The 15900-nt window shown below is 64.8% G+C and carries 17 protein-coding genes and 1 pseudogene; 9 read left to right on the top strand and 9 right to left on the bottom strand.

The window, feature by feature from the left end; genetic code table 11:
- On the bottom strand, positions 1-459 hold a 459-nt coding region (locus IBX22_RS23510; RefSeq protein WP_194817889.1), incomplete at its 3' end, for a GAF domain-containing protein.
- Positions 460-801: 342 nt separating this feature from the next.
- Positions 802-1107, bottom strand: a complete 306-nt coding sequence (locus IBX22_RS23515) for a hypothetical protein (protein ID WP_194817890.1) — start codon at positions 1105-1107, stop codon at positions 802-804.
- A 1241-nt stretch (positions 1108-2348) separates the two neighbouring features.
- On the opposite strand from IBX22_RS23515, the gene IBX22_RS23520 reads away from it, so the two are divergent.
- From IBX22_RS23520 to IBX22_RS23535, 4 genes are all read left to right on the top strand, one after another.
- Positions 2349-2675 (top strand): hypothetical protein, encoded by a 327-nt coding sequence (locus IBX22_RS23520; protein WP_194817891.1) that lies wholly within the window; start codon positions 2349-2351, stop codon positions 2673-2675.
- 421 nt (positions 2676-3096) lie between these two features.
- Complete coding sequence (locus IBX22_RS23525) at positions 3097-3450, top strand: hypothetical protein (RefSeq protein ID WP_194817892.1); 354 nt, start codon at positions 3097-3099, stop codon at positions 3448-3450.
- Between the two features lie 79 nt (positions 3451-3529).
- Positions 3530-4000 carry a pentapeptide repeat-containing protein gene (locus IBX22_RS23530; protein ID WP_309234763.1) on the top strand — a complete coding sequence of 157 codons (471 nt, stop codon included), beginning with the start codon at positions 3530-3532 and terminating at the stop codon, positions 3998-4000.
- Positions 4001-4257: 257 nt separating this feature from the next.
- Positions 4258-4521, top strand: coding sequence for a hypothetical protein (locus IBX22_RS23535; protein WP_194817894.1), 264 nt, complete (start codon positions 4258-4260; stop codon positions 4519-4521).
- 41 nt (positions 4522-4562) lie between these two features.
- On the opposite strand, the gene IBX22_RS23540 is transcribed toward IBX22_RS23535, so the two are convergent.
- Entirely contained in the window at positions 4563-5066 is a 504-nt protein-coding gene (locus tag IBX22_RS23540) for a hypothetical protein (RefSeq protein ID WP_194817895.1), read from the bottom strand.
- A 415-nt stretch (positions 5067-5481) separates the two neighbouring features.
- Here IBX22_RS23540 and IBX22_RS23545 point away from each other — a divergent pair, with 415 nt between their 5' ends.
- Both IBX22_RS23545 and IBX22_RS23550 read left to right on the top strand, forming a co-directional pair.
- Positions 5482-5805, top strand: a complete 324-nt coding sequence (locus IBX22_RS23545) for a hypothetical protein (protein ID WP_194817896.1) — start codon at positions 5482-5484, stop codon at positions 5803-5805.
- Positions 5806-5883: 78 nt separating this feature from the next.
- Complete coding sequence (locus IBX22_RS23550) at positions 5884-6912, top strand: hypothetical protein (RefSeq protein ID WP_194817897.1); 1029 nt, start codon at positions 5884-5886, stop codon at positions 6910-6912.
- Positions 6913-6970: 58 nt separating this feature from the next.
- Here IBX22_RS23550 and IBX22_RS23555 read toward each other — a convergent pair whose 3' ends face one another.
- Together IBX22_RS23555 and IBX22_RS23560 are read right to left on the bottom strand one after the other, a co-directional pair.
- The gene (locus IBX22_RS23555; RefSeq protein WP_194817898.1) at positions 6971-7561 is read right to left on the bottom strand and encodes a hypothetical protein; all 591 of its coding nucleotides are present in this window, start codon (positions 7559-7561) and stop codon (positions 6971-6973) included.
- On the bottom strand, positions 7536-7919 hold the full coding sequence (locus IBX22_RS23560) for a hypothetical protein (RefSeq protein ID WP_194817899.1): 384 nt from the start codon (positions 7917-7919) through the stop codon (positions 7536-7538). Before IBX22_RS23560 ends, IBX22_RS23555 begins: the two co-directional genes overlap by 26 nt.
- A 259-nt stretch (positions 7920-8178) precedes the next feature.
- On the opposite strand from IBX22_RS23560, the gene IBX22_RS23565 reads away from it, so the two are divergent.
- The 3 genes from IBX22_RS23565 (at position 8179) to IBX22_RS23575 (ending at position 12010) form a co-directional block, all read left to right on the top strand.
- Complete coding sequence (locus IBX22_RS23565; protein ID WP_194817900.1) at positions 8179-10083, top strand: hypothetical protein; 1905 nt, start codon at positions 8179-8181, stop codon at positions 10081-10083.
- Between the two features lie 465 nt (positions 10084-10548).
- On the top strand, positions 10549-10950 hold the full coding sequence (locus IBX22_RS23570; protein WP_194817901.1) for a hypothetical protein: 402 nt from the start codon (positions 10549-10551) through the stop codon (positions 10948-10950).
- The gene (locus tag IBX22_RS23575; protein ID WP_228539532.1) at positions 10943-12010 is read left to right on the top strand and encodes a pentapeptide repeat-containing protein; all 1068 of its coding nucleotides are present in this window, start codon (positions 10943-10945) and stop codon (positions 12008-12010) included. Before IBX22_RS23570 ends, IBX22_RS23575 begins: the two co-directional genes overlap by 8 nt.
- Before the next feature lie 250 nt (positions 12011-12260).
- On the opposite strand, the gene IBX22_RS37965 is transcribed toward IBX22_RS23575, so the two are convergent.
- From IBX22_RS37965 to IBX22_RS23590, 4 genes and pseudogenes are all read right to left on the bottom strand, one after another.
- Positions 12261-12917 (bottom strand): pentapeptide repeat-containing protein, encoded by a 657-nt coding sequence (locus IBX22_RS37965; RefSeq protein WP_309234764.1) that lies wholly within the window; start codon positions 12915-12917, stop codon positions 12261-12263.
- 6 nt (positions 12918-12923) lie between these two features.
- A pseudogene (locus IBX22_RS38550) lies at positions 12924-13166 on the bottom strand (pentapeptide repeat-containing protein); the annotation flags it as partial.
- On the bottom strand, positions 13084-13824 hold the full coding sequence (locus IBX22_RS37970) for a hypothetical protein (protein WP_194817904.1): 741 nt from the start codon (positions 13822-13824) through the stop codon (positions 13084-13086). The gene IBX22_RS37970 and the pseudogene IBX22_RS38550, both read right to left, overlap by 83 nt.
- 113 nt (positions 13825-13937) lie before the next feature.
- Entirely contained in the window at positions 13938-15002 is a 1065-nt protein-coding gene (locus IBX22_RS23590; protein WP_194817905.1) for a hypothetical protein, read from the bottom strand.
- Positions 15003-15900: the final 898 nt, after the last annotated feature.

Consider the following 15900-nt stretch of genomic DNA (forward strand, 5'->3'; position numbering starts at 1 on the left):
GGCGGCAGCGATATCGGCCTCGCTCAGCCCGGCGCGGGCAGGGCAGAACAGTTTGAGCACGCCGATGCGTTCACCTCGCAACCGCATCGGCAGCGCATACACTGCGGCCCAGCCGCGGGCGCGGGCATGCTCGGCGAATCCGGGCCACCGCGCCGAGGACTCGGCGCCCAGGTCGGCCAACCGCACCTGCCGGCCTTCGCCGAAGGCGGTCAGGCTCGGGCCGGGCTCCACGGCGGGGGCCGGGAGCAGCTCCAGCAGCCGGGGCTCCTCGCTGGTGGCGGCCAGAACCTGCAACCGGTCCAGGTGGTCGGCGACCAGCACACCCGCCGCGGTGCCGGGCAGGACTTCGGCCAGGGTCTCGATCAGGTCTTGGGCCACTTCGACCGGGTCGTAGTCGGCGACCAGGGAATCGGCCAGACGCACGAAGGCATTGTTGAGGGCTTGCTCTCGGGTGGGCATCGAGGCTCCACTTCCACACGGCTGCTTTGCTGAACCGTGCTGGTTATTCGAGTCTAGGGCGCGCGCTGGTCCGGACCAACAGTGTCATTGGGGCTGAACCGAATCCGGTGTGCCACGACCTCGGCGGCCAGGGCCGCGATCGGGGCTCCGGTGGTGGCACAAGCTATCTATGCCGACCGCCGGAAACGTCGATGCGCGTCCCAGTCGTGCGCGACGGACGCTGATCTCGAGCTGCACCGGTGTGAGGCTAGACCGACCAGCTCGATCAGAGCGAAGGATTTCGGATGATTATCGTGCCGGGTAACGACATTCGAGGTTCCTCGGGGTTTCCGCCGAGGCGAACTACCAACTGCGTGCCGAGATGACCAACTCCACGTTGTCAGCTTCCAGGAACGATCCATCCGAGCCCGTTTCGACGAAAAGCGGCACTTCGAACGTCCCTTCTATGGCGTTGGCGTTGCCTTGAATCCAACTTGTGCCGGAGTCCGACAAACCGTGCACCGCAACGTCGGTCGAGCCGTCGCCATCGAAGTTCCCCCGGAAAAGGAACGAAGTGTCCGCGATGTCGAATCTGATGCCCTCGATACCGATGCTCGTCCACCCCGCAACGTCGCCGATATGGGGGTATAGGTGACCCAACTTGTGCATCTGCGCCGCGATGTCGGCGGGCAGCGATCTGGATCGGCGGCCTGGGTCTCGAGCTCGCGCGCGTAGGCGCGTTGCCGGCCGCGTTCTCGCGCAGCTCGGCGGCGAGGACGGGATCGTGGGTGCTCTCGGCGAGCAGGTCGTCGAGTTCGGCGTCGACGCCTGCCGAGGCGGACCCCCGTGAGCCCGTGCCGGATCCGGAGCCACTCGCTCGCCGCTTTGCCGCTGGTCCGTGGAGTTGTGCGTGATTGCCCGTTTCGAACCCGACTGCGCTGAGGCCGATCTCTAAAGCTACGAGCTGGTACGGCGCCACAGACGGGCGCCCCGCGGGGCGGAGCGTGGAGGGTTGGTGGGAATCAGTGACGACCTCGCCGAATTCTCCGGGCACCCTCCGATGCCCTCGGGGCCGTTCTCGCTTCGCAGGGCTACATCTGCACCAGCGACTGGGGCAAGCGGGTCGCGGCGTCTGGTGCCGGGCGCTACTTCGCTGGCGCCACGATCCGGATCGAAGATTTAGACCGATAGCAGCACATCGAGCCTCAGCCCCGGCGAGCCGAATTCGCCGGGGCTGAGTGCTGTCCCGGGCCTCATGTTTCCCGACCATTCGTCCCGCAAGGTGGGCCACGACCAAGGACGTCACGGTGATCGGCGACGAGCTCCATGGGCAACCAACCGGCACGCGCATGCTGCCCGACCATCTCGGACTCCGGCTGTGCTCATACTGGCAGATCCAGCTGGAGGCCTTGCGACACGCCGATGAGGCTCGTTTTCGGCCCGAAAGTTATCCACAGGGGGGTCACCTTTGAAGAACTATTTGCACCACCGGAATTGGGCTTGAGCAGCGGGAACAGCACCGCGTCGCCTGCATCGTCGAACCGCCCGTCTTCCGGCCGAAAGTTGTCCACAGGCTCGTTGTGGTGGCTGCTGCGCCAAACATACTGTGCACCTGTGAGATTCGGACCTATTAGCCCCTTCGGAACGCTGATTTCCCCGCATCTATTGCGTCGGTGGCGCGAAGTACTCTCTCGCACACCACCCGCTTGGGGTGGTTGCCGCTATGGCCCTTCGGGACTAGAGCGGTGAGGCGGCCCCTGCCACTACGGCGTCCAAACCTCGGCAGGGGCCGCGGCAACCCGGATATCTCTTGTGAGGAGGACCCAGGTCCATGAGGCTAACTACCTCGGCCGACAATTCTGGCCGATTTCCGGCTCGGCTGCACGCGACACAGGGACAGGCGGCCGCCCATGATTGAGCCGTTCGCCGGTTCGGGCGGGCAGGAACAGGCCGCCAAGCAGCGGCGAAACCGCCGCCGACGTTCCGATTCCCCGCCGGACTCGCGCCCCGCAGTCCAGCAGAACCGAAGACGGCCTGCACCACCAGAATCGCCTTCACCGCCCTCTCCTGCCCCGGCTGCGCGTCGGGATCTGCCGATCCTGCTGCTGGCGCTGACGGTCGGGATCGGTCTGTTCGTGGGTTTGGTGTTCGCCGGTGTGCCGGTAGTGGGAGCGATTGCGGGCCTGGGCGCGGTGGGCCTGTTCGCTCATCGTGTGGTGACCCTCATGCGCGGCTGAACAGCGCATACCGAACCTTAAGGTGCGGAAAGAACTTCAGTGTTCACACTCCGTCGTTACGGGCGGGGTGTGAACGATGAAACTGGGTTCGAGTGGTGGTGAGCCATATTCGGACGCTGCGGTAATCCACAGCAGGGAGACAGCTCGGAACATCCGCTAGCTAGCCGACGGGCGTGCATCGTTCGAGGCCTGCTGTCGAACTCGGCACCGCCGTCATCGCGGCCGAGGACGGTTCCATCGTGAGTGTCGCAAGATCCTGGCGAAGGAGGGCTGTGGCGGGGACGGATTCTGTACCGTCACGTCCGTGCCTGAGGGGGAGAAGCCTGTGCGTCGCGGTCCGGTCGAATTGCGCTGGCGCTCGGTTGGTCTCATGGCGGGCGGGGCTGGCGTAGCCGGGTTTGGGGCGGCCGCCTTGTCGGGAGTGACCACAAGTTTTTCTCAGCCGCTGGCCACGATGCTCGCCGGCGCAGGAGCACTCGGTGCGGGCGCTTTGGCCTATCTCAACGGGCAACGCACCCGAGCCCTCGATGCGGCCCATCATCAGGCTGATACCGACCGGGAGCGGGAGTGGCACCGCGACGACTCCCACCGAGCGCGGGAGTCGGCGCTGCGTGATCGCTACACCGCCGTGGCCGCGCAGATCGCCCACGAGTCCGCCGCCATCCGCCAAGCTGGGGTATACGCGCTGACCGCACTCGCCGACGACTGGCATTCCTTCGGCGAGGATGACGAGCGGCAGGTCTGCTCCAGTGGTACCTACGCGTCCCGTCGGTGATAAGCCCGAGAAGCCGGACCTATCCGAACGTGAGATCCGACAGACCATCGTCGGCATTCTTGCCAAACGCCGTCTCCGTGTGAGCGATGACCCGAAATCCTGGGCCGCAACCATCATCGAATTGGGCCGAGTCTCGCTCCCGGAGTGCGATCTCAGCGCCGTAGATCTCGCCGGTCTAGCTCTGGGTCGCGCGGACCTATGCGGTGCAAACCTGGATGCGGCGAACCTCGACGCCGCGAATCTGCGCTCGGCAAACCTGGCAGGCGCCAAACTGTTTGACGCGACATTGGTCAACGCGGATTTGTTTCACGCGAACTTGGCCGACGCGAACATGGACGTGGCGGACCTTACGGGTGCGGACCTGCGAGCGACGAACCTTGCTGGCGCGAATCTGCGCGGCGCGACCCTGATTGGCGCGCAAATGTTCCATGCGAACCTTATTGGCGCGAAACTGTTCCATGCGGACCTTACCGGCGCGAAACTGGCTGGCACGAGCCACGACGAAGCTACGGTCTGGCCAGAAGGATTCACTCCACCTACGCTGGAGTGAGCCGTTCGGAAACGATCTAAGGCAATCGCGTTGCATCTGTTGCGACGGCACTACCGTGCCCCGTTGCCGACAGTCGTATATCGGCTGGTCGAGTGGTGGGTTGCAGTTTGATCGCTGCGCATTCGACGCAGGTGTGCAGGCGATGTGAGCCACCGATCGCCTGGCAGGCGGCAGCAGTGGCGTGCCGCCGGGTCATCGGTTCGGCCCAGGTCGCGCGCTCGTAGCATTGGCTGTAGGAAGCGGCCGCACTGCACACCGTGGGTCCCACCGCGTGCGGGCGTGGATTGGCCGAATGCTCGGCGGCGCTGCGTGATCCGGTCGGCGACATCGTCATCAACCGGTTGCCGCTGGCGTCCACACTGTTCGTCGTGCCACCGTTTCGCCACGGCCGCGCCGCCACCGCCGAGGCGGACTTTGACGAGTTCCTGGCCGGGTCGGCCGGCGGGCGTGGTGAGATTCGGCGCAGCCTGGTGCTCGGCGAGATCCGCGCCATCTCGACTGCCGACCAGGGCAGCCAGTAGGTAAGCGGTGAGCCCTCGAGTTCGGGTGCCCGTTCGGCGACCTATTCTTTCGACTCTTCGAGGTTGCTGAGGGCGGCGCGGACTACAGGCAGTATCGCCGCTGGAATGCTGAATTCCGGTGCCCGCTGGTAGCTCGCAATCGACGGGTCGTAGTCGGTCGACAGCAAAGCCTCGGCATCGTCGGGGATCTGTTGTGCCGCTTGCAGCTTCTTGCGGATGGTGTTGATCGGGCGTGTGAATCCCCGCAAGTTCTCGCCGTCGCTGTATCCGGCGACGCGGTAGACGTCTGCGCGGGTGATCACTCCGCCCTGCTCGGCGGCTACGCGGATCACTTCAACCCGGTTGGCGTAGCCGTCGACGATGAGCTGGTGTAGCGCGTGCTGGACCGCGCTGACCGTCCACCCACCTCCGGTGAGGAGCGTGGGTTCGGTTGCCTCCGTGGCGATTTCTTCCAGAAATTGCTGAATTTTCGTACTGATCCTGCGGCGTTGGTCGTCTGTGTAGGCGGTGACGTCGATCTGGATCGTGACTCTGATGTCCGACATTCCGGCTTCCTTTGTGTGCTAGGTGTGCAGTTCCATCTGCACCGTCTTAAGTTAGATATGGATCTCAACACTATCAACAGTGAAAGTTGACATCGGCAGCCAGAATGCCACAGGCCGGTCCCCACGATCCAGCTGACGACACGACGAACCGATGGCGGTTTGGAGAATGTGTGGGGGAATGCGACCAGCGGCGCGGAATGGATGCAGGTAGTCGAGCAGGATCATCCTGCCTCCGTGGTGGGTGGTAGACGGGTCAGGAACGCTCGGCCTACCTGGCCGATCTCGTGCGCCAAGACGACCGGCGCCGGCGGCTGGCAGCGAATACCGCGACCCTGACCGCGGCCGCGGCTACACCCCCGATCACCTCGACGTTGACCGCCGGCCTTATCGGCGCGCAGCGTCGCACGGCCAGCTGATGGCGGCGCTTCCGCGGTTCGGGGAGGTCTCGCATGCCCTGGAGGGGTCGGTGCTGCCCGGCGGTATGCTGTGGCTGATCGTGTCCAACGACGACTACAACCGGATCAGGCGGCGGTTCGTTATCGTGGAAGTGGTCTCGGAGCCGCTCTCGGGCGACGCCATCATCTGCGATCTCGGCCCGGTCGGGGTGGCGATCACCGGCACCGTGCATACCGTCGGGCCGGGCTGGTTCGCGGGCTCGGAAGAGCCGATCGCGGTCATAGACGAGGAGACCGCGCGCCAGGCCGCCGACCAGATTCGGCACAACGTCCTGGGCCCGTAGCAACCTCGGGCCATCGAGGATCGATGTTCGGGCCGAAAACCACTCGCTCGCAGCGTAAGGATGCGCGACTATCGGAGGATGAGCAACCCCTTCGCGTCCGGACATGAATGCGACTGGCTGGCACCAGGACTCGAAGTTGTCGCGCTGCGTCTGGCCCGCGCTGACGCTGCCGTCTACGAGCTGTGCCGGGTCGCGGCTCTGTGGTCTATGCGGGGTCCGTTGGAGATCAAGCAGGTCGAGCGCACGGCCGGCGTCCTGGATATTGAGGTGATCGCGGTTCGGCCGGTGCCACCGGTGGTGGGCATGTTGTTCAGCGAAGCGGTGAACCATCTTCGGTCGGCGATCGAGAACACTCTGTTCTATCTGGTGGAGCAGAGCCGCGGTGCAGCGCTGCCCGAGGAGCAGGCGAAGCGGATTGAGATGCCCGTCAAGGCCGACTCGCTGGGTATGGCCGAATGGCACAAGTCGGTTGCCCGCAAGGTCCCCGAACTGGCCGCTGGCACCGTATTAGGGGGACGTGTTGCGGTCTTGCAGCCGTACGCGGATCCCACCGCGATCCCGTCCGTCGAACCAAGCGTGGCGGCCCTGATGGGCGTTCAGCCGGAATATGAGGCGCCCTTGGTTCTCTTGCAGCGGTACTCGAATACCGATAAGCATCGGTCGATTCGGGTTGGCGTCGCGCAGACGATGTTTAATCTCGACAGCACCCCCGATCCTGCCCGCAAGCGGGTGTTCGAGCCCATCGAGGTGGGGACGGTGCTGGCGAGGGTGCCGAAGGGCGTGCTTGAGTTCGGTGAGGCGCAGACCGCGGTAGTTGTCGAACGACCAGACACAGCAACGATGGTGGCACCGGCGATGGAGTTGACTCGCTTGCATCGGCATGTCGCTGACGTTGTGATCCCGACGCTGGTCACAGGTCTGGTCTTGCCGCGCAGCCTGCCACCAGGTCTTGATCTGGACGACACGGGTCTGTCCCTCCGCGAACGACTCCAGGTCGGCGATTGGGCGTACGCGACTGACCGATTCGGCCCTGAACGCGAAGCGCTCTACCTTAAGGCGATGCAGGCGCCCGCCCAGTTCCTCGATGTGGAACCGTCGGGCGAGTAAGCCCGGAGCTCGTGTGGCCGACTCTACGCGTGCCGCGTCAAGCAACACGGTCGCTGACCTAGTGCCGAATACGTCCTCGCAGAGGAATTGTCGCGGTAATGCGGTCGGGCTGACCGCGCTGGTCCGCGGCGTGACCCAACACGATGTTCGCGGTGATCGCCGCCGACGCGGCCGCGTGGCCCGCTACAGCTGCCCAATTACCGATATCCGGGTGGCGGAGCGCGCGGCCGGCGAACGCACGGTAGTGCCGATGACAACAAGTCGACCGGCAGTCCGTATCGACTGCGGGCGTCATGCGTGACTTGTCGATGTCGCGGCTGGGCGTCGCTGTTTCTCGGGCTGGTGGGTTGCGCGAGGTGCGAATCGACTGGCGTGGTATTTCGGCGGCGAGCAGCGCCGCTGTCAGGTTGGCGTGCTCGTCTTCGATGGTGGTGCCGTTGTGGCGGGCGCGCTCCTGGGGGACGAACAGCGGATCGGAGTGATCGCGTTGGTAGAGACCGGATCGCTGTCGGGGCACCAAGGTCAGCAGCCGCTGCTTCATGAGGTCGTCGTAGCGGCGGTCGGCGTCGCGCCAGCGCGCCGCGAGCCGTCGCAGCACGAGCGTATCGCGAACGCATAGGGCCTCAATCCTGTTGGCGCCGCCCCACACTCAGACGCACCTCCACCTCGAGGGGATGGTGCGCGCGCAGCCACCCATACCCGCGCGGCAACGAGATCAGCATCTTCCAGCCCGTGCAGACCGCGGCCGCCGTGGTGAGCGGCAGGACGCCGGTCTGGGCGGGCTGCTGAATCAGCTCCCACGGCGCGAGCATGCCGGTGAGGGCGTTGAGCGCGGCCGCCTCGGCGGTCCAGTGCAGCCGTTGATCGACCGCACGCCGCAACGCGGTGAACGCGCCGGGATCGGGGGCGTCGCCCAGGCTGGGCACCGGAGAGCTCTCGGCACGCCACCGCGCCGGCGGCGGGGCAGGTGCGGGGTCTTTCGGTGCGGGTGCAGGATGCGCGACCATGTTGGTGGCCCTTTCAGTCGGCCGAAGCCGGGCGAGATCGCGTCGTCGCCGTGGAAAGTTGCGACACGGTCTCCTCCGGTGCGTCCCCACGATGGGGCCGTGGCATCGACTGTGGACTGGGAATACTTTTCCGCCAAGCCTGGGATTACGCGCTGATCTGCGGGAATGTGTTTTCCCGCAGTGCTTTAGGTTTTCCCGTCGCGGGGCGCGGCGAGGGATTACGGTACAGGTGCGAACTACCACCGTACGAAGGACGACTGTGTCCAGGCCGCGTAAACGTCCCGACCCCACCGACGTTGCCGCGCCGATCTGCAATGCGGTAATCGACCTGCTCGAACGCGCCAACCTCTCCAATCTTGAGGTGTTGAGGCGCACGAAGCTGAGCATCTCGAAAACAACGCTGACCCGATACCTGCTGGGGCAGAACGGGGCTCGGCCCTCCCCCGAGCTGGTCGGCACCGTGGTCACCGTGGTCGCCGACGAGTTACGCGTCAACCCACACAGTCTCTACTCCGAGTACCCGGTGCTACGGGACTACGTGCAACCGGCCCCGGTGCCGCACAACGGCTTCGATGCATCCGAAGCAGAACAGGTACATCGCATCCCTGGAGATTTCGTGGAGAAGGTCGGCTGGCTGTGGGAACAGGTCATCGACGGCAACGAGTATATGGCCGCGGTTGCCCTGCATGGATTCTCCCCCGACCCGTTCAACGCCGCCGTTGCCTTGAGAATGATTGCCAAGCGGGACACCGGTGGCGCCGCAGCGCTGCTGCGAGCCCTCAGTGAAATCTACGGGCCCGCCTATGCCGAGAAAATTCTGGAGGGCCTGGATCGAGAAGCCGTGGCGAGTTTCGATGTGAGCAACTACCGCCAGAGCCCGCAGCCATTGTGGAACCCAGCTCACCGCGACATGCTTGAAGAGAGCAACCCCCGGCTCATCGGTCGCCGCCTCGGCATGCTGATCGGACGTGGTGACCACGCGCAAGCCCGGGAAGAACTGGCCAGGATCGCCGTGATGGATGCCCGATCCGGCAGTAGTAATGCTGTTCAGGTGCTCTACGGCATCGTTGAACCAGCACACCCCGGATACGAACGCGCACTCATTGCCTTGAACGCGGTGGTCACCCCGACAGATCAGAGCATGGCGTTGTACACCATCGTCGCCGCATTGTTGGTCGACGCGCGCGCCTCCGGCACCGCAGGCGATCACGACGCGCTGATCGCGGGGTTGTCACCGCCGGCTTTCGGCGCACTGCTTCGCCGGTTCAGCGCGCGGAGCCCGCTGACGAGCACCCCAGCGGGACGGGCAAATCTCACCGACTTCCTCGCGGCGGCGACCTTCGAGCAGGTCACGGAGGCGATGCCGCGAATCGACCCCGAACACAGCATCGATCAAATAGCCGCCGTGCTGCTCGCCGACAACCCGGGCCGCCTGCTCACTGTCACAGCCCATGTCCCCGGCCCTGCCGCAGAATTCGCACTGCACGCGTTCACACAATGCGAAACACACTGGCCCGAAGGCCCTTCGAAGAGTGTTTTCGTCGGCAAGCTCATCACCTACGTACGGAATGAAACCGATGAATTCCTCGCTTGCCTTGCTCGAACCTGGCCGCAGGAGACCATCGTCGAGCTGGTTGCGGGCATCATAAGCGGCCACGGGCACGGCACGAGCCAAGGTCTTCAATCCCTCGCGGCGCTCATCGTGTTCGCTGATCCGCCCTTCCGTGCGACGCTCACGCATCGAGTCTTCAGCGGCCTCGGCCACACCGACAGCGGGACTCGTCCCGAGGCGGATGCGGTGAAGACGTGGGTTGCGGTGATCGTGCGGTCCCCCGACATCGCGAAAGCCCTGGAGCCGACCGTCTCTGCGTTTCACGGTGCGATGCTGAAATTTCGCTATCCCCGGACACCGACGCAGGATGACCCTGTCTGGACACCGGAATTGGCCTGGAATACCGCAATGGAGGCACTTGAGGAAGGCGACTTCCCCACAGCGGCCGTGGAATTGCGGAAACTGCCACCTCGGTTCGATGCCACAAAACTTCCCTGGCTCAGTGCGAACAGTGGGGCGCCTGCCCCGGAAGCGGACCGAGACCCATCGCTCACCGAGCTGAACTGGCGGCTCGCACTGCGACGAGTTTTCCCGCCTCGCGCCGGACGCTAGCGGTCCCTCCTGGCGAGTCGGATGGCGATGTCGCTCCCGCGTTATGGTGTTGCCGCTGCACTCTTTTCACGGTGATCGAGGGGGAGGTCCACGGCTGGCAGGGCACGCCTGTGTGGCGCGGTAGCCGCCAGCTGTATCGGCGCGGGGCCGATCGTTGGGATTGCGCGGCATAAGGCTATGCGGACTTCGCGTCAAAAATTGCGCGCGCTAGGCACCTCCGCAGAGACCTTCCCCGCCGTGCGGCTACGCCTAGCGGCCGAACTCGACCGAGCCCGGGGCGCCGGACGGCTGTGGGGCGCAGTCAATCCCGCTTTCATTCGCTGTGGCTGGGCTCCAGCCAGTTAGCGCAGTTCAGCTCGTCCGCTCTCGCCATTGCGAGCCCACCACCCGACTACCAGTGGTCCGAAACCGGCAGGCAATGACCGAAATCGCGCGGGTAGGTGGCATTCTCGTTACCTTCAGCGGATGTGGCAGTACACCCTATGGGGGATGCTCGGTGCGGCTGCCAATTGCGGCGTCGTATTCCTCAGGCACAGCAAGCATGTGAAGGGCTGGCCTTGGCTGACAGCCAACGGTGGTCCGGGCGGAGATGTCTATTTGGCCTGGATCGCGGCCGAGATCGCCGTGGCCGGTGCGGGCACCTCCGCCCTCACCGCGATAGCGGGGGTCGCCAATGCAGCGGTCGCCTTCGGAGCGGGCGCCGCCGCTCCGGTGCTGGTGGAGAAGCTCGCCGCCTACGGTCAAGCAGCCTTGTCGGGCCCGGGAGAGCCTTCGGACGCTGAGAAGATCCGGAAGAAGGGCGAATTGCCGCCGGGCAAGCCTGCCGAGAAAGACACAGCGAAACAGCAGGTCGATGATGATGCCTAGCAACGACTCCTGGACACGACGGCTGCTGTCGGTAGCAGCTGGCACATGGCCGACATTCCAGCCCGCCCCTGCGGCTCCTCCCACCATTCACGACTCGTTCTGGCGACGGCTGCTCTCGATCACCGCGGGGACTTGGCCAGCATTCGAGCTCAACCCCGATCAGTACCGGCGGCCAGGCAAGGGCACATCAGCGGACAGTTCTGAGGGCTTGCTCGACGAGATTCGGCGCGCACCCAGAGAGCGCGGATGGCTCGTCCGCGAGGACAGGCTGCCCGCCTGGGACCTCACTAATGCGCAATTGTCCGGTCGGGATCTGACCGGTGCGAACCTGGTCAGCGCCAACCTCACCGGCGCGAACCTGACCGAGGCGAACCTGAACCACGCGAACCTTGTCGGCGCGAACCTGACCGAGGCGAACTTGTACGGTGCGAAGCTGGTTCACGCGAGCCTGCTCGGTGCGAAACTGATCCGGGCGGACCTGAGCGGCGCGGATCTGGATCGGGCGAACTTGACCGAGGCGAATCTGAATGGCGCGAAACTGGCCTGGGCGAATCTGAACCACGCGAATCTGTACGGTGCGAAGCTGATTCACGCGAACCTGTACGAGGCGGACCTGAACGGCGCGGACCTGAACGGCGCGGACCTGGAGGGCGCGGATCTGCTCGGCGCGAACCTGACCAGCGCGGAGCTGGGCGGCGCGAACCTTCGCGGCACGGATTTGACCGGAGCAGCCTTGCTCCGTGCGCATGCCCACATCGCGGATCTGACCGGTGCAAAGCTGACCAACGCGGACCTACGGAACACAAACCTGACCGGGGCGCTGCTGACGAGCGCGGACCTGACCGGCGCAAACCTGACCGGAACGGACCTGGGTGGCGCGAAACTAGTCGGGGCGACGCTGAGCCCGTTGGCCGAGTTGACGGATGTGTTGTGGTCGGAGGCAACGGAGTGGGGACACCGGGAGCACGAGATCTCGTTCCGTTCGAGGCAGACAGATTCCGGGCAATGGATACTTAACCCGACTCCCGGGAGATTCGATGGAGCACTGCAATCCTTGTGACGCATGCAGCCCGATGTCGGCTTCGCCGCACGGGTCGCCTGATAGTCCGTCGACGTGCACGTTACCGAAGCCCCTTCGGCCATCGGGGTTCAGTCGGCACAGCAATGGAGTCTCCTCCCCATGGAACTCCGCGTGCTGCGTGACGAGCTCGGCGCCGCCGCGCCGAGCGTTGAAGCGATCGCGAACGCGACAGAAGTTTCCCGTTCGGCGATCCACGCCGCGCTCGGTGGCAGGGCACTGAACACGACATTTACGCGACAGTCGCTGGTGGTGTGGCTACGGTCGGTGGCCAATCCTGCGGCTCAACATTGGCTGGTTTCGCGTTGAAATCGTTGTCCCACTCGAACTCCGGGGCCGGTGGCCCCCATTGCCGGGGTTCGATAAATCGGACCTTGCCCGTTCCGTAGTCGGTTGCCATAAACGTTGTCGGCCCCCCGAATGCAGATCTGTTGAACCAGGTGTCGCTGTTGAAGGTGGCCCTGTCGAACCTGGTGTCGCCGTTGAAGTTCGCGTCGGTGAACCTGGCGCGGCCGCTGAAGGTCGCCTCATAGAACCCGGTGCCGCTGTTGAAGGTCACCTCGCCGAATACTGTGGTGCCGGTGAAGGTGGCCCTGTCGAACCTGGTGACGCCGTTGAAGGTGGCGCCGGTGAACCCGGAGTCGCCGCTGAAGGTCGCCTCGCCGAACTCGGCGGTGCCATAGAAGGACGCCCTGTCGAATTCAGTGGGGCCATTGAAGGTCGCCTTCTTGAACCAGGCGAGGCTACGGAAGGTCGTCTTGTCGAACCTGGTGCTGTGGTTGAAGGTTGCCTGCTCGAATCCGGCGTGGCGGCTGAAGGTCGCCTCGCCGAACCACGTCATGCGGTTGAAGGATGCGCCGTCGAATGCGGCCTCGCCGCCGAAGGTCACCGTGTGGAACGTGGCGTCGCTGATGAAGGTCGTCCCGAGGAACCTCGCGCGGCTGCTGAAGGTCACCTCGCTGAACCGGGCGATGCCGTTGAAGGTCGCCCTGTCGAACCAGGCGCTGTCGCTGAAGGTCGCCGCGCCGAATCCGGCGGTGCCGGTGAAAGTCACTTCATCGAATCGGGCAGCACCGGAGAATACGGCCCCGGCGCAGGTCGACGTCTTCAAGGTGAGCGGTGCGGAAATCGAAATCACTTGCCGACCAACTGCATTCGGCTTCTGGGCGCAGGCGGCTCGCGATGACGCGAACGATAGTCTTCCGAACCTCGCTGTCGTTTTGTCGGTATTCGGTGTGTTCTTCCTGCTCGATCTCATCTCGGCGACTGACCACGCTCTTCGTCACCAGTTTCGTACGGCCGGATTCACCCTGTTCCGGGTCGTAGGGCAGGCGCAAGTAGCCGCACAGAACGTCGATGCACTGCTGCCGGCTCGCCCCGGATCTCTCGTCGGCGACACCGGCCATCGCGAATACCCCGGCGATACGAATAGCTGCGGACTTGTCGGCCAGCTGTGCTGCTGCCGCTCCGAACCTTTCCCACAACGCGGCCTCCCGCGCCTGTGCGGTGTCGTCGGCGTGCCGTTGTAGCTCGCGCGTCATCTGTTCGTTGTGATGTTCTTCGGCCTGTCTGCGGGTGTCTACGCCATTGAGGTAGGTCAGGATTCCGGCGGTGAGTACCGCCGTTCCGCCCAGCAGGGTGGCCCACGGCTGCGAAAGATGCGAGAGGCCGGTCTCCACCCCCGACAGCGCAGCCGCGCCGAACCCAGCTACCCCGGCCGCGCCCAACATGAGCCCCAGTGAGCGCCGCCGCAATTCGACCGACCCACGGCGCGTGGGCTTCTCCCCTTCGGACACGAACGCGACGGTACAGACCCCGGGCCCGCCTAGATGGGCCTTCGCGATTCAGACCCGAAGGCGTAACCGTACGGCGGAGCGAGTGCGTCACCCGAAGCCCTCCGCCGAGCTCGTTATCCGGTGCGCGAGAACCGCTTCCGGGCTGAAGCGGCGCGGGGGAGCGGGGCGTGCCAGCGGGAGGTGCCGTCGCCGCCGTCGGTGAGTATCAGTTCGGCGTTGTAGGGGCGGATGTGGCGGCCGGACACGGCCATTTCGAGGTGCACGCCTCGCACGCGCCCGGAGCCGGCGCCCAGGCCCTGGGCTTCGAGCTGAGTAACTACCCAGGGCAGATATCCAGGGCGGTACCGGGTGACATTGCCCTTGAGGCGCAAACCGCGGATGAACTGCTCGTAGCCGATCCCAGGGTGGAGCTGCAGCCGAAACACGTTGTCTTGGACGGCCTTATCCAGCGCCTGAGCATGGGTGAAAAACTGTTTGGCACCCCACCGTTTCATCGCTTCCTGCCGGATGAGGGTTTCGGCGAGCTTGCCGGCCTGCCAGGTCTTGCTGGTTCCGGGAGGGCCGTAGAGCACCAACTGCTGCTTCCACAGCAGAGCCTCGATGTCGGCTACCCCGTCAGTTGATCCAGATGACGGGGTGCCCCATATAGCGTGCAACGGCTGATGATTGAAATCGATGGAGCTGCGGCCGTCGTGGGTGTTGCCGTCGGGCAGAAAGGCCTGTAGGCGCTGGAGGATTGCGAAGAGCCGTTCGTCGACGTCAGTGGATGCGTCGGTGTCGAGGAAGCCGGCGAATGCTTTGGCGATCTGGCGTTTGTGTGTTCCGCTGGAGATCCGTTCGAACTCGTCGGGAAACAACAGGTGCAGAAGGATGTGTCGCATCTCGTTGGTCGACCATCGGGTGTCGTCGGCGAAGTCCCGGAGCTGCCAGGGGTTTTCCAGCAGTTCGATCCGGTGGTCGAGAGGTTGCTGTTTGAGTCGGAGTGCGAACTCGATGAAGTAGCCGAGCTGTTGATCGCGCCGGAGATTGAACCGCATCCCGGGATCGCCGATACCTTCGCCCAATGCGGCACCGACCGAGGTGGGCAGGCTGACTCCCGAGCCTTGCATGGTGCGTTCGATTGTCCGCCGCTTGCCTGCGGTGGTCATGGCGCTCGAGAACAGCAGATGCACGAGCATGGCTTCGGCGGTGAGTAGTCGCACCTCGACCGATGCGGGGGCGAGCTGTTCGTCGAGTTTGGTGAAGAACCGCCCACCAGCGGCCTCGCCAGCGAGGGGGTTGTCATTGAAGAGCCGGTGTAGTTCCTGCAACCGGTCTACCGACCACAGACCGTGGAAGTCCGCGAAGACGAGTGGCTCGTCTCCGAGAAGGCACTGCGACTTCCACCGGTGCACTGTCTGATCGATCTGTCCGCGTTGACGCTCGGTGTACCGGGCCACTACAACTCCTGAAGTACATGCCCCCACTGGACTCATCCGTCGTCGAGAATCTCAGAGCGGGAGGCGCATTGGCCAGTACAGATGGTCGTTTAGTTTGACGTTGACGTTGGCCGCGCGGACAGCGCCAACGCGAGTTGGAATTCGTTTCCGCAGGTCAGGATGTGGTGTTTGGAACCGGCCTTGGCGCGGGCAGGCGGGCTGGGATCTGACGGAGCGCAGCACTTTTCGCCCGCACGAGCCGTCGACCTGGATCCGGCGAGCCGAACTTCGCGGCGATCGTGGCCCAGTTCCCCGGCGTCGGCTACCCCCACACCCTGATGGAAGCAGTGGGCACCAGGATGCCCTGGCCGCGCAGCGTCGTCAGCGCGGCGAACGATTCCTCAAGTACGGTGCCTGGATCCGCACCGGTCGCCCGGCGAGCACTCCGTCGACGACGGTGGTCGGGGCCCGTAAGGACTCGACCAAGTCCGCGGTACTCGTATCGATGATGGTCGTTAGTCCGCGCGTGTGGGGGCGCGAGACAGCGACGTCGCCGGGGTTGCAGTCGAACCTGCGGACGAGTGCGGAATTGAACTCCGAGACCGGTGTGACGAAGGTATGCCTATGTCCCGCTCGGCACCTGGGGCGCAGGAAGTGA

Origin of the sequence: Nocardia sp. XZ_19_385 (genome assembly GCF_015355755.1) — a bacterium.
Classification (GTDB): Bacteria; Actinomycetota; Actinomycetes; order Mycobacteriales; family Mycobacteriaceae; genus Nocardia.

What these genes read in the sequence shown, in the direction of transcription:
- IBX22_RS23570 (WP_194817901.1), top strand. Translation starts at nt 10,549, where the DNA reads ATGTGGCAGTACACCCTATGGGGGATGCTCGGTGCGGCTGCCAATTGC.
- IBX22_RS23540 (WP_194817895.1), bottom strand. Translation starts at nt 5,066, where the DNA reads ATGTCGGACATCAGAGTCACGATCCAGATCGACGTCACCGCCTACACA.
- IBX22_RS23545 (WP_194817896.1), top strand. Translation starts at nt 5,482, where the DNA reads ATGGCGGCGCTTCCGCGGTTCGGGGAGGTCTCGCATGCCCTGGAGGGG.
- IBX22_RS23575 (WP_228539532.1), top strand. Translation starts at nt 10,943, where the DNA reads ATGCCTAGCAACGACTCCTGGACACGACGGCTGCTGTCGGTAGCAGCT.
- IBX22_RS23550 (WP_194817897.1), top strand. Translation starts at nt 5,884, where the DNA reads ATGAGCAACCCCTTCGCGTCCGGACATGAATGCGACTGGCTGGCACCA.
- IBX22_RS23560 (WP_194817899.1), bottom strand. Translation starts at nt 7,919, where the DNA reads ATGGTCGCGCATCCTGCACCCGCACCGAAAGACCCCGCACCTGCCCCG.
- IBX22_RS23520 (WP_194817891.1), top strand. Translation starts at nt 2,349, where the DNA reads ATGATTGAGCCGTTCGCCGGTTCGGGCGGGCAGGAACAGGCCGCCAAG.
- IBX22_RS23515 (WP_194817890.1), bottom strand. Translation starts at nt 1,107, where the DNA reads ATGCACAAGTTGGGTCACCTATACCCCCATATCGGCGACGTTGCGGGG.
- IBX22_RS23590 (WP_194817905.1), bottom strand. Translation starts at nt 15,002, where the DNA reads ATGCTCGTGCATCTGCTGTTCTCGAGCGCCATGACCACCGCAGGCAAG.